The organism is Luteimonas sp. A482, assembly GCF_054072655.1.
In genome coordinates this window covers 1,597,735-1,609,747 of sequence record NZ_JBSVRO010000001.1, presented here as the reverse complement: position 1 = coordinate 1,609,747, position 12,013 = coordinate 1,597,735, and the positions used below count along the sequence as shown (strand labels likewise).

Below are 12,013 nucleotides of genomic sequence, written 5' to 3'. Positions count from 1 at the left end.
AACTGCTTGAATCAATTGGTCGGGGAGACAGGATTCGAACCTGCGACCTCTACGTCCCGAACGTAGCGCTCTACCAGACTGAGCTACACCCCGACAGGTGAGCCGCATATTCTAGTGATCCCGATGCCCGGCAGGCAAGGGGTTGACGCGGAGGCGTCATTTGAGCTGGGCGAGGATCTCGTTGGCGTGCTTGTCCATCAGCCCGCCCGACGACCCCGCCGCGGTGGCATTGGTCGAGGTCACCTCGAACGAGGCCACCTGCGTGCCGTTGGCCTCGACGACCCGCACGCGGCTGATGATCTTGTCGCGGCCGGCCATCGCACCGGCCCAGAAGCGCGCGCCGTCCGAGCGCAGGTAGAAGTGGGTCAGCGCCACCTCGATCCTGCGTCCGGTGGTGCCCGGCACGAACAGCCCGGCGTCCCTGAGCGTGCGCTGGATGGTCCGGTCCAGCTCCGCGATCGCCGCGACGTCATCACCGCCCTGGTTCTCGAAGACATAACCATAGGGGCCGGCAATGGCCGCGGCCGGCGCCTGCAGGACCGCACTTGTGGTCGAACAGGCGACCAGCGAGAGGCACAGTACGAACGCGGTGACGACCTGTCTCATGCGGATGCCTAGCCTGGAAACAGCCGGCAGCATACATAGGTTCGCGTCGCAGCCAGGTGCGGGCGCGGGCCTTGACAGCCCCTTGCAGCCGCTGCGGCATCATGCGCCGCAAGCGGACGACCGCCGATCGACACGGAGCCGTATCTGGACACGGGTCTCGCCATGCACGCGCACTGGGCCGCATTGCCGCGACACTTCTACCGCCGCCACCCTGCCCTGGTGGCGCCGGAACTGTTGAACAAGATCCTGCTGCGCGATGACGGCCGCGCCGCGCGCATCGTCGAGGTCGAGGCGTATGCCGGCAGCGAGGACCCCGCGGCCCACTCGTTCCGCGGCATGACCGCGCGCACCGCCACCATGTTCGGCGAGCCGGGCCATCTGTACGTCTACTTCACCTACGGCATGCACTGGGGCAGCAACGCGGTGTGCGGCGACGTCGGCCAAGGCATGGGCGTGCTGCTGCGCGCCGCCGAACCGCTGCAAGGCGTGGAGGCGATGCGGCAATTGCGCCCGGCCGCGCGTCGCGACCGCGACCTCGCCAGCGGGCCTGGCAAGCTGTCCCAGGCGTTCGGCATCACCGGCGCGCTGGACGGCGCCGACCTGGTCACGGCCGACAACGGCATCGCCATCGTCAGTGACGGCATGCCGCCGCCGCAGGATCCGGTCGTCGGCCCCCGCATCGGCATCAGTCGGGCGGTGGAATTTCCGTGGCGCTGGCACGTGTCCGGCAGCAGCCACGTGTCGGTCCGGGCATCCACTACGGGCCGGCGCGCGCCAAAGGTTTGAAGGGCGCCACGTCCGATGCCCGCGCCTCGCCATATCAGGCTGGCGGCACGCACAGCCCTGCCAGTGCCTGGCGGATGTCGTCGCGCCGATACGGCTTGCCCAGCAGCGGCACGTCGCGGAAGCGCTCGGGAATCCCTTCGGCGCCATAGCCGGTGCTGAACAGGAACGGCACCCGCCGGGCGCGCAGCTCGTCGGCCAGGGGGAACGAGGCCACGCCACCCAGGTTCACGTCGATGATCGCGGCGTCGATCCGCGGCAACGTGGCGACCATTCGCGTTGCTTCGTCCAGGCTGCCGGCACTGCCGGCCAGCGCGTAGCCCAGGTCCTCGACCATATCCTCGAGCAGCATCCGGAGCATGGCCTCGTCCTCGATCAGCAGGACGCGGCAGCCTGCACTGACCATCGTTCCCCATCTCCCGTGCGACCATCGGATCGTGCGTGGCGCCGATCCACCGGCGGCCTGGAGCTGGATGCTACTACGCCGCGCATCGCCACCGCGCCAGCATCGCGCGCGACGCGCAACCTTGACGGCCGCTTCACTTTCGCAAGCCTAATTTGACAACCCGGCGGAGAGAAGACCACATGCAGTCGGTGCAGGACGAGACGACCACGCACGAGCTGGAAGATCCATCACGTCAGTTCGCCCTGCTCCTCAACTCCGTCACCGATTACGCCATCTACATGCTGGACGCGACCGGGCATGTCCGCTCCTGGAACCCCGGCGGCGAACGCATCAAGGGCTACCGTGCGGAGGAGATCGTCGGCAGCCACTTCTCGCGCTTCTATTCAGTGGAGGACGCCGCTGCCGGCCTGCCCGAACGCAACCTGCACACCGCCCACGTGGAGGGCCGCTACGTGGGCGAAGGCTGGCGCCTGCGCAAGGACGGCACGCGCTTCCACGCCAGCGTGGTGATCGACCCGATCCTGGAGGACGGCCGGCTGCTCGGTTTCGCCAAGATCACGCGCGACATCACCGAGCGCTACGAGGCGGAACTGCGCCTGGAGCAGGCACGCCATTCGCTGCTGCAGTCGCAGAAGATGGAGGCCATCGGCAAACTCACCCTCGGGCTGGCCCACGACTTCAACAACCTGCTGACCATCATCATCAACAGCCTGGATGTCATCGACGGCCGTGTCCGCGACGAACGCGTCTCGCGCACGGTGGAAACCGCGCTACGCGCCTCCGAGCGCGGCGTGCTGCTGTCCAGGCAGCTGCTGACATTCGGCCGCGGCCAGAACCTCGCGCCCGAGCGGCTCGATGTCAACGGGCTGATCGGCAGCTGCGAGGAGCTGCTGCGGCGATGTGCCGGCGACCCGATCGAGTTGACCGTCGAACTCGCCGACGGGCTGCCCGAGGTCGACGTCGACGCCGGCCAGCTCGAGGCCGCCCTGCTCAACCTGGTGAGCAACAGCCGCGATGCAATGGTGGGCGGCGGCCAGATCCGCATCCGGACGTTCCTGCGCCAGGGCCCGGACCCGCTGCTGCCAGAGGACGGCGACGCGCGATTCGTGTGCATCGAGGTCGCGGACACCGGCCCGGGTATCCCGGCCGAGAACCAGACGCGCGTGTTCGAGCCGTTCTTCACCACCAAGGAAGTCGGCAGGGGCAGCGGCCTGGGGTTGAGCCAGGTGTTCGGTTTCGCCTCTCAGTCCGGCGGCGGCGTGGAACTGACCAGCACGCCGGGCAATGCGGCGATCCTGGTGATCCGCCTGCCTGTCCCGGAGGCGGAATGAGCGCCTCGACGACACTGCATGTGCTGTTCGTGGAGGACGAGGACGACCTGCGCCTCATCATGGAAGGCGCGCTCGCCGACCACGGTTACGAGGTCACGATGGCCCGAAACGGACGCGAGGCGCTGGAACAGCTCCAGGGTGAGCACAGCTTCTCGCACGTGGTCACCGACGTCAGCATGCCCGAGGGCGTTTCCGGGCTGGCGGTCGCGGCCGAAGCGCTGCTGCAGCAACCGCGGCCGCGCGTCGTGGTGGCATCGGGTTACCAGCGCTCGCAGCTTGAGCACCTGCCCGAAGGCGCGCATTTCCTGTCCAAGCCCTACCGCATCAGGCAGTTGCTTGCCGCACTCGACGGCTAAGCGCGAGCCACAACGCGGCGCACTTCAGCATGGTGAATCCACTGATCGCCGCTCGCACGCCACCTTGACGCGAAGTGGCGCAGCCTCGCGCCACCTCGGCATTGGGCCGAGGCAGGAGACCACGACATGCGTGACAGCGAAGACACCCAGCGTGAACCGCAGGACCGCGGCAACCAGGAGCGCCAGCAGGGACAGCAGCAGCCCGGGCGCGACGAAGAAGAATAACGCCCTCCCCCATGGCGTGATGCCCGGAGAGGGCCCCGCAAGGGCCCTCTCCGCGTTTCGCTACCAGGCCTGCAACTGCTTGGCGCAATGCGCTGCACGCTCAGTCCGGATCGCCCGCAAACAGCCCGGCCTGTGCAGGCGGATACACCAGCAAGTCGCCATCGGGCCGCGCATCCGGATGCAGGACGTGCTGCTGGACCTGACCGGCCCCGAGGATGTGGACGACCTCCACCCCGCGGTGCACGAGCAGGTCCGAGATCAGCCGCCGGTGGCACCGCCACCACACCGCTTCGGCACACATCAGCGCAGTGGGTCGCGCCTTCGCGCTTTCCAGCGCGAACCCGAGTCCTTCGGCGAATTCGGCGCTGCGCAGGTGATCCGCATACCCCTGGAATGCGGCGTTGCGCCAGGCGCCGTTGGGCGATCCTGCGACCGGCCTGCGGCGCCCGCCAAGCTGCGGCAGCCAGTGGTAGTGCACACCCGCCGCCGGCAACTGCACGGCCATGGCCTCACTGGCAAACCAGGGATGGCGCCTGGACCCTGGAAAACGCCGCACATCCACCACCGCCTCAAGCCGGTGCGCGGCCAGCAGGCCCATGAACTCGTCCCAGGTCCGGGTCGAATGCCCGATCGTCCAGATGGACTGCGCCGGGGGATCCCGGTGCCCTTCGGAGGTGGAATGTCCAGGCATGGCAGCGCTCGGGGAAGGTGCGCCATTACACCGCGCAGTGCGTCGTCGCGACGTCGTTGCATTGCGGATGCATTACCCCAGCCGGTCCAGCACCTCGACAAGCTCCGGCACCAGCGGCGCATTGAGCACATACGGTGCCTGCCCGCCTTCGAGCGCGAACTCCAGCGATGCCGCGTGCAGGAACAGGCGCCTGAGCCCAAGCTGCTCGCGCAGGCGCTTGTTGACTTCGGCGTCGCCGTACTTGTCGTCGCCCGCGACCGGATGCCCGATGTGCTGCGCATGCACGCGGATCTGGTGGGTACGGCCGGTCTCGATCCGCACCTCGCAGTAGGAATGCCCGCCGCGCCGCTCCAGCACCCTGAAATGGCTCAGCGAAGCCTTGCCCGCCGGGTTGACCTGCACATGCCGCTCGCCGCCCTGGCGCAGGCCGACGTGCAGCGGCGCGTCGACGCTCATCACCCCGTCGGGCATGCGCCCGGTCAACAGCGCCAGGTAGCGCTTGGCGATGCCCCGGGCCTGCACCGACGGATCCTCGCGCAGCAGCGCCTGCAGCTCGCGCAGCGCCGAGCGCTTCTTGGCGATGATCATCAGCCCCGAGGTGTCGCGGTCAAGCCGGTGCACCAGCTCCAGCGGTTGCCCCGGCCGCAGCGCCCGCAGCGTCTCGATCACGCCGAAGCTGATCCCGCTGCCGCCATGGCTGGCCACCCCGGTGGGCTTGCTGATCGCCAGCAGGCGCGCGTCCTCGAACACGATGCTGGCCGCCATCGCCTCCAGCAGGCCCTTGGCGGGCGTGCCCTTGTCTCCAGGTTGCTCGAGACGGACCGGCGGAATCCGCACCTGGTCGCCTTCCTCCAGGCGCGTCTCGGGCTTGGCCCGTCCGCCGTTGATCCGCACCTGGCCGCTGCGCACGATCTTGTAGACCAGCGACTTGGGCGCCCCCTTGAGCTGGGAGAGCAGGAAGTTGTCGAGCCGCTGGCCGTCGCGCTCGCCGTCGATCTTGACGGTGCGCACGCCGCCGCTGGGGGGTAACTGGATGTCATTCATTCTCGGGCTTTATCTGCTACACTCGGCGGGCGAGATAAGGTGCTGATTTCGCTGGAAGATCACGGGTCGAAAGCCCTCCTTCCGCGAGGTCCGTGCCAGTACGCGGCCACCGCCCCCGGGGCGGCCATGTTAGCGGCTGGACGGCAGTCCCGGACATCGCCTGTTGCCACGGCAGCGGTGCTGAACATGTCCCGTGCGGCGCAAGCGCCGGCCCGAAAGGCCGCCGCGAAGCAGCCGCCGGCCCCGTAACACTCTTTTTGATATTGAAGCGCTCCCGCGGTCCGCCGTGGTGTCGTAGCGCTGGAAACCCGGGATCGCCGCTGCGCTTGCGCGGCTGGCGGCCAACCGAAGCTCCAGGCGAAACGCCCCGGCGTTCCGCGCGCCTGTCCACGCTCGACGAGAGCGCGGCAGCGGCAAGCGCGAGGAAACGCAAACCATGAAGCGAATGCTCATCAACGCCACGCAGGCCGAAGAACTGCGCGTGGCGATCGTCGACGGCCAGTCCCTGTATGACATCGACATCGAACAGCCGTCCCGCGAACAGAAGAAGTCCAACATCTACAAGGGCCGCATCACGCGGCTCGAACCGTCCCTCGAGGCGGCCTTCGTCGAGTACGGCTCGGAACGCCACGGCTTCCTGCCGCTGAAGGAAATCTCCCGCGACTACTTCCAGGCCGGCGCCGACCACCGCTCCGGCAACATCAAGGAACTCCTGCGCGAGGGCCAGGAGGTCGTGGTCCAGGTCGACAAGGAAGAGCGCGGCAACAAGGGCGCCGCGCTGACCACGTTCATCTCGCTGGCCGGCCGCTACATGGTGCTGATGCCCAACTCGCCGACCGCCGGCGGCGTCTCGCGCCGGATCGAGGGCGACGACCGCGCCGAGCTGAAGAAGGCGATGGACGTGCTGGAAATCCCCGACGAGATGGGGGTGATCATCCGCACCGCCGGCGTCGGCCGCGACTCCGAAGAGCTGCAGTGGGACCTCGATTACCTGCTGAGCATCTGGCGCGCGATCGCCGAGGCCGCGCTGAGCAAGCCCTCGCCGTTCCTGATCTACCAGGAATCGCGCCTGATCACCCGCGCCCTGCGCGACTACATGCGCGCCGACATCGGCGAGATCCTGGTCGACACGCCTGAGATGTACCAGGAGGCGAAGGAGTTCGTCGAGCAGGTGATGCCGCACAACCTGCGCAAGCTCAAGCACTACACCGACGACGTGCCGCTGTTCAACCGCTACCAGATCGAGTCGCAGATCGAGAGCGCCTACGAGCGCACGGTGCGCCTGCCCTCGGGCGGCGCGCTGGTGATCGACCAGACCGAGGCGCTGACCGCGATCGACGTCAACTCCGCGCGCGCCACCAAGGGCGCCGACATCGAGACGACCGCGTTCAACACCAACCTGGAGGCGGCCGAAGAGGTCGCGCGCCAGATGCGCCTGCGCGACCTGGGCGGCCTGGTGGTGATCGACTTCATCGACATGGACTCGAGCAAGCACCAGCGCGAGGTCGAGAACAAGCTGCAGAACGCGCTCAAGTACGACCGCGCGCGCGTACAGCTGGGCCGGATCTCCAAGTTCGGCCTGATGGAAATGAGCCGCCAGCGCCTGCGCGCCTCGCTGGGTGAATCCAGCCAGATCGTCTGCCCGCGCTGCGAGGGCCATGGCCGCATGCGCAGCGTCGAATCGCTGAGCCTGTCGATCATCCGCGTGGCTGAAGAGCACGCCATGAAGGACAACACCGGCCAGGTGCTGGTGCAGGCGCCGGTGGAGATCGCCAACTTCCTGCTCAACGAAAAGCGCGGCGCGCTGGCCGAGATCGAGCAGCGCCACCGCGCACCGATCGTGATCGTGGCCGACGAGCAGTTGCACACGCCCCACTACGAGGTGACGCGCCTGCGCGATAACGAGCTCAGCGAGGAAAGCGCGCGCCCGAGCTACCAGCGCGGCACGCCGCGCAAGGTGGCGACCATCACCTTGAACAAGAACAACCTCAACATCCCGCCGCCGGCCGTGACCAACGTGCGTCCTTCGCAGCCCGCGCCCGTGCGCGAGCCGCAGCCGGAAGCGGCACCGGCACCTGCTCCAGTGGTCCCGGTGGCTGCGGCCGCCGCGATCGCGGCGCCGGTCGCCGCTGGCGGACTGGTCGGCTGGTTCCGGCGGATCTTCGTCGGTGAGCCGGCCGCAACGCCGGCAGCGGCTTCGCGTGCGGCGCAGCCGTCGCAGCGCGGCGAACGCAACGACCGCAACGACCGCGGCAACCGGGGCGACCGCGGCGAGCGCAACGGCAGCCGTCGCGACCAGCGCCAGGGCAAGCCCGCGCGCCGCGAAGGCAGCAACGGGCAGGGCCCGCAGAAGGAAGCGCGCCAGGCGCAGCCCGCACGTGGCCAGCAGCCCGCCAGGCAGGCGCAGGCGGGCGAGGAGCAGGTGCAGTCTCAGTCGCAGCCACAGCAAAAGAAGGCCGCAAAGCAGCCCAGGGCACGGCAGCCCAGGGCGGTCGAAGCCGTCGAACCCGCGACGAATGCGCCGTTCGAGGCGCCAGTGACGCCGTTGGACGCGCCTGTCGTCGAGCCGATCACACACGCACACCAGGCCGATCCGGCTGCAGCACACGAGCCGGCGATTGTCGCCAGCGAAGCTGTCGCTGCAGCGACCGCCAACGGCGCGGATGAGAACGGCGAACACGCTTCGTCGAACGGCGAGGAAGGCACGGGTGCCCGCCGCCGCCGTGGACGTCGCGGTGGTCGTCGCCGTCGTCGCGGTGCCGGCGAAACCGCAGGACTTGCCGATGGCCTCAACGATGACCTGAGCCAGGACGGCGAAGACGGCGAGGATGAGGGCGAGGACGAGGCAGTCGCGACGCCGCAGGCACTGCGCGCGCAGCCGGAGTTCGAGTTCGACGAGCCCGGCGCATCGTCGCAGGCTGCGTTCGCAGCGGTGAAGCCGGAGCCTGCGCGAGAACCCGCCACGCGCGAACCAGTCGCGAATACCGTTGACGAGGCGCAGTCCGCGGCAGTGGTCGCACCGGCCGCCGAGCGGCCGATGCCGGTCGAGGCCGCGCGGCCGTCGCCCAGCGCCGATACCGCCCCCGCAGTCGCTGCTGCCGACGACGACGCTCCCGACGACGCGCAGGACACCGCGCCTGCCGTTGATACGGTAGCCGTCGCCGCAGTTGCGGATGTGGCACCAGCGGTGGAGCGGGAAGCTGCCGCCACTGCCGTGGATGTCGCACCGGCCGTGGATCGGGAAGCTGTCGCCGCTGCTGCGGATGCCACACCGGCCGTGGTTCCGGAAGCTGCCGCTGTGGTTGCAGATGCGGCACCGGCTATCGCTCAACCGGTCATCGCCCCGCAGGTCATCGCGCCCGTTGGCGACGACGCTGGTCCGGATTTTGCCACGGCTCAGGACACCGCCATGCAGGTGACGCCCGTGGCAGCGGAACCGGCACAGGCCGCGGCGATTGCCGTCGGGCAGGCACAACAGGACGATCAGCGTGCACCCGGTCTGTTCGACGCGCCCGCCCCTGCTCCGCTTGCGTCCGCAGTGCAGGATGCTTCGCCTGCCGATGAAGCCGCCGACGCGATCGACGAAGCCTCCGCTTCGCAGGACGAAGACAGCGGCGAGAGCGCCGGCAGCCGCAGCGCCTGATCGTCCGCTGCAACGGTGTTCCCTCGCAGGTGCTAGATCACCTGCGAGGGATCCACCAGCCCGTAGCGACTGGCGACCCGCGCCAGCGCGATGTTGTCCTCGATCCCGAGCTTGGCGAACAACCGCGACTTGTGCGTGTTGATCGTCTTCGGACTGAGGCTGAGCCGGCGTGCGATTTCTTCCTGGCGCAGGCCCTGCACCAGCAGCATCGTGATCTCGAGTTCACGCGGCGACAGTTCGTCGAACGGCGTGGCTTCCCCGTCCAGGCCCGACAGCGCCAGCTTCTGCGCGATCGCGCTCGCCAGGAACCGCTTGCCGCGGGCCACGTCGCGTACGGCGCGCACCAGTTCGGCCGAATCCCCGCCCTTGCCGACATAGCCCGACGCGCCGGCCTCGATCAGCTTGCGCGGCATCGGACCGTCTTCCAGCACCGACACCACGATCACCTTCGCGTGCCCGCCCTTGACCAGGCGCTCGGTGATCTCCAGCCCGCTCACGCCAGGCAGGTGCAGATCACACAGCACCACGTCGGGCCGCAGCTTGCGGATCATCGGCAACGCGGTCTCGCCGCAGTCGGCTTCGCCCACCACTTCGATGTCGGTTTCGGCTGAAAGAATCATGCGCATCCCTGCGCGGACCAGCGCATGGTCATCGACCATGAACACCCGGATCGTCATCCCTGTTCCCCTTGCTCCACCCCTGCGTTGCCGAGGCTAGCGCCATGCGCCACGCGGGCGCAAGCCGCTGCGGCTCCGCATCGGTGCGCTGCGGCCGTCGGGGGCACCTGCATGGCGGTCCGGACGAGCCAACCACGCCTCGCGATTGCGGGATCCAGCCGTCATCCCCGCGAACGCCGGGATCCATTTTGACGGCGGCCGTGTCGCTGAAGATCAACATGGATTCCAGCGTGCGCTGGAATGACTGCTCGACTGCCGCGGAATGGCGGAGAGAGTGGGAAACGGTACCCCCAACCCCTAAGCCATCGAAAATAAAGGCCTGACACTGCTCGGACTGTGTCCTAGAGAGTGTCTTGGGAGTCTAGCAGGCTCCGACGGGCAACTTCCAGAGCCCTCGCTAGGGCGCGTCTTTTCTAACCAGCGTGCCCTCAAAGTCATGCTTGGTATAGAAGATCCACGCCTCTGCCTGCGGACCCTTGACGATGCGATGTGGGCTACCTGCTTCGCCGCGCTGCACCGAGTAGCCAGGAAGCTCCATCTTGATCGGAACAGTCCCAACTTGGTTCCCGTTCATTGCGAGCGCCAAGCTGCTCGCAAAGAACAGCATGCCCTCACCGCTCGTCTCTACGTCAGCCTCGGACTCGAAATCGAAGCTTTCAACACTCCCGCTCCGCCGCTCACCTTTTAAAAGCCCGAAAGCCAAGTCGATGTCGGCCACTTCGGCCATGCTGATCGACAGCGCTCCGGGCGCAACGTAGTCCCAGCCCAGAGTTCGGGCGATCAGGTGCACGCGACCTAGCGTGCGGGCCATGAGCACGAAATTCTCGAAAATTTCAAAGTCTTCTCGCCCTGGCCGTAGAGGCATACGGCCGTGCGGGAACACCATCTCAGCATAGAAGCCTTCATGCGCCATCACCTGCTCAGCCCAGACGCCTATCAGGGCTAGCTGATCGAACTCGCGGAGGAAGGTTTGGCTCAACCGAGTGTGCCGAATACCAAGCGTGAGCTTGACGTCTGCCTTGTCAGCCACTTGCTCGAACAGAATGGAGAGATCGACGATCCCATCGCGCTTGACTGTTGAGACGGCTGCGCCGCCCTGCCCTCGGAACAGATCGGTTGGGATCGCCAGAGGCTGCACGGACACGGATCGCTCGTAGCCTGGATACAGATAGACCGTTCCCGTCTCAGCAGGCTCAGACGAGATTGTCAGATTCCCTACAAGGGGTCCGAGCGGCTCCCTAAACTTTTCAACGTCCTCGCGATGCACTCGCAGCGCATCGACAGCAACCGTGTTCGGGAGGCCGAACTGAATGACCTCTCGAAGCTTTTGCATGTTCTCATCGGTGCGGACAGGCTGAAACGTCATGCGCATCCGCTCCCCGGGAGCCGGCATGCCAAAACTGGCCTGATCTGGCCCTTTAGTCTCCGCAGCGCCTGCCAGCATCAAGGGTTGTGAGGACCTCGGCGCCACGCGCGTATGCTCGAAGACTTGGCGCAGGAACGATTCGAACGCCTGCCGATCATCTAAGCGGCGGGCTGGATCGAAGCGCACCCCGCTCGCCCCGGCGCCATCCAGGCGAGCGCGATGTGCCTCACACCATTCCTGCGCATGGACCCAGTAATGCGTAAAGTCAGCGGCCGTTCGAACGATGATCACCGGATCCTCGCACTCGGCATACGTCCGAAGGCGCGACTTGCTTACCGGCGCGGTCAACACTCTGGGGCGCTTGCGCTGGATTGTGCCTTTGCACTGCACCAGGAACTGGCGCCCCTTGTAGACGCCCCGATCAGGCATCACGGTGAAATCGTATCCGCTGTCGATCCAGTAGCAGCCGACAGACCAGCCCCAGTCGGTGAACAAATCACCTACTCGATTCTCAGCTCGTTTGCCGGTTGCAGCGCTGCGAGGGAAGTTGCCGGACGCCATCAGGTGATGTTCGCACCCCCTTGGCACTTGGGATAGCGCGAGCAACACAGGAACATGCCTCGGCGGTCCCGACGTCCCCCCGGTTTTGAGTAGCACGGCGATTGGATCCAGTTCTACAACCACCGGCGCCCGCACCAAGCGCTGGGCATGAAGACACCCGCTGAGGCCTATGCTTTAGCGGCCTGACCTGTGCAGGAACCGCTGGGTCATTACACAGTCGACGAGGACTGCGACCGACGCGTCGTGGTTAAGAGCGGTTGCCATCAAGAGTCCATCTGATTGAAGGGGTCGTCGCACGCCCGAAACACTCCTAGCACCGCTGAC

General features: G+C 67.2%; 10 protein-coding genes, 1 tRNA gene and 1 pseudogene. 5 read left to right on the top strand and 7 right to left on the bottom strand.

Features of this window, described 5'->3' with window-relative positions; translation table 11 throughout:
- Positions 1-16: 16 nt before the first annotated feature.
- Both ACW5DW_RS07140 and ACW5DW_RS07135 read right to left on the bottom strand, forming a co-directional pair.
- Positions 17-93: transfer RNA gene (locus ACW5DW_RS07140), tRNA-Pro, on the bottom strand.
- 63 nt (positions 94-156) lie between these two features.
- Positions 157-606, bottom strand: a complete 450-nt coding sequence (locus ACW5DW_RS07135) for a DUF4410 domain-containing protein (protein WP_457018062.1) — start codon at positions 604-606, stop codon at positions 157-159.
- Between the two features lie 162 nt (positions 607-768).
- Between ACW5DW_RS07135 and ACW5DW_RS07130 the strand changes: the two genes are divergently transcribed.
- Positions 769-1,392, top strand: coding sequence for a DNA-3-methyladenine glycosylase (locus ACW5DW_RS07130; protein WP_457018061.1), 624 nt, complete (start codon positions 769-771; stop codon positions 1,390-1,392).
- Between the two features lie 34 nt (positions 1,393-1,426).
- On the opposite strand, the gene ACW5DW_RS07125 is transcribed toward ACW5DW_RS07130, so the two are convergent.
- The gene (locus tag ACW5DW_RS07125) at positions 1,427-1,795 is read right to left on the bottom strand and encodes a response regulator (protein WP_457018060.1); all 369 of its coding nucleotides are present in this window, start codon (positions 1,793-1,795) and stop codon (positions 1,427-1,429) included.
- A gap of 179 nt (positions 1,796-1,974) precedes the next feature.
- Here ACW5DW_RS07125 and ACW5DW_RS07120 point away from each other — a divergent pair, with 179 nt between their 5' ends.
- Both ACW5DW_RS07120 and ACW5DW_RS07115 read left to right on the top strand, forming a co-directional pair.
- Entirely contained in the window at positions 1,975-3,126 is a 1,152-nt protein-coding gene (locus ACW5DW_RS07120) for a two-component system sensor histidine kinase NtrB (RefSeq protein ID WP_457018059.1), read from the top strand.
- Positions 3,123-3,482 carry a response regulator gene (locus tag ACW5DW_RS07115; protein ID WP_457018058.1) on the top strand — a complete coding sequence of 120 codons (360 nt, stop codon included), beginning with the start codon at positions 3,123-3,125 and terminating at the stop codon, positions 3,480-3,482. The genes ACW5DW_RS07120 and ACW5DW_RS07115 overlap by 4 nt, the downstream gene beginning before the upstream one ends.
- 325 nt (positions 3,483-3,807) lie before the next feature.
- Here ACW5DW_RS07115 and ACW5DW_RS07110 read toward each other — a convergent pair whose 3' ends face one another.
- Positions 3,808-4,398, bottom strand: coding sequence for a DUF488 domain-containing protein (locus tag ACW5DW_RS07110; protein ID WP_457018057.1), 591 nt, complete (start codon positions 4,396-4,398; stop codon positions 3,808-3,810).
- Positions 4,399-4,470: 72 nt separating this feature from the next.
- The gene (locus ACW5DW_RS07105) at positions 4,471-5,442 is read right to left on the bottom strand and encodes an RluA family pseudouridine synthase (protein ID WP_457018056.1); all 972 of its coding nucleotides are present in this window, start codon (positions 5,440-5,442) and stop codon (positions 4,471-4,473) included.
- Between the two features lie 436 nt (positions 5,443-5,878).
- On the opposite strand from ACW5DW_RS07105, the gene ACW5DW_RS07100 reads away from it, so the two are divergent.
- Entirely contained in the window at positions 5,879-9,085 is a 3,207-nt protein-coding gene (locus tag ACW5DW_RS07100) for an Rne/Rng family ribonuclease (RefSeq protein WP_457018055.1), read from the top strand.
- Positions 9,086-9,117: 32 nt separating this feature from the next.
- On the opposite strand, the gene ACW5DW_RS07095 is transcribed toward ACW5DW_RS07100, so the two are convergent.
- Together ACW5DW_RS07095 and ACW5DW_RS07090 are read right to left on the bottom strand one after the other, a co-directional pair.
- Positions 9,118-9,762, bottom strand: a complete 645-nt coding sequence (locus ACW5DW_RS07095; protein WP_457018054.1) for a response regulator — start codon at positions 9,760-9,762, stop codon at positions 9,118-9,120.
- 397 nt (positions 9,763-10,159) lie between these two features.
- On the bottom strand, positions 10,160-11,689 hold the full coding sequence (locus ACW5DW_RS07090) for a DUF4365 domain-containing protein (RefSeq protein ID WP_457018053.1): 1,530 nt from the start codon (positions 11,687-11,689) through the stop codon (positions 10,160-10,162).
- Positions 11,690-11,791: 102 nt separating this feature from the next.
- Between ACW5DW_RS07090 and ACW5DW_RS07085 the strand changes: the two are divergent.
- Positions 11,792-11,875 (top strand): annotated as a pseudogene (locus ACW5DW_RS07085) (integrase core domain-containing protein); the annotation flags it as partial.
- Positions 11,876-12,013 lie beyond the last annotated feature (138 nt).

What these genes read in the sequence shown, in the direction of transcription:
- ACW5DW_RS07115 (WP_457018058.1), top strand. Translation starts at nt 3,123, where the DNA reads ATGAGCGCCTCGACGACACTGCATGTGCTGTTCGTGGAGGACGAGGAC.
- ACW5DW_RS07130 (WP_457018061.1), top strand. Translation starts at nt 769, where the DNA reads ATGCACGCGCACTGGGCCGCATTGCCGCGACACTTCTACCGCCGCCAC.
- ACW5DW_RS07135 (WP_457018062.1), bottom strand. Translation starts at nt 606, where the DNA reads ATGAGACAGGTCGTCACCGCGTTCGTACTGTGCCTCTCGCTGGTCGCC.
- ACW5DW_RS07110 (WP_457018057.1), bottom strand. Translation starts at nt 4,398, where the DNA reads ATGCCTGGACATTCCACCTCCGAAGGGCACCGGGATCCCCCGGCGCAG.
- ACW5DW_RS07105 (WP_457018056.1), bottom strand. Translation starts at nt 5,442, where the DNA reads ATGAATGACATCCAGTTACCCCCCAGCGGCGGCGTGCGCACCGTCAAG.
- ACW5DW_RS07120 (WP_457018059.1), top strand. Translation starts at nt 1,975, where the DNA reads ATGCAGTCGGTGCAGGACGAGACGACCACGCACGAGCTGGAAGATCCA.
- ACW5DW_RS07100 (WP_457018055.1), top strand. Translation starts at nt 5,879, where the DNA reads ATGAAGCGAATGCTCATCAACGCCACGCAGGCCGAAGAACTGCGCGTG.
- ACW5DW_RS07095 (WP_457018054.1), bottom strand. Translation starts at nt 9,762, where the DNA reads ATGACGATCCGGGTGTTCATGGTCGATGACCATGCGCTGGTCCGCGCA.
- ACW5DW_RS07125 (WP_457018060.1), bottom strand. Translation starts at nt 1,795, where the DNA reads ATGGTCAGTGCAGGCTGCCGCGTCCTGCTGATCGAGGACGAGGCCATG.
- ACW5DW_RS07090 (WP_457018053.1), bottom strand. Translation starts at nt 11,689, where the DNA reads ATGGCGTCCGGCAACTTCCCTCGCAGCGCTGCAACCGGCAAACGAGCT.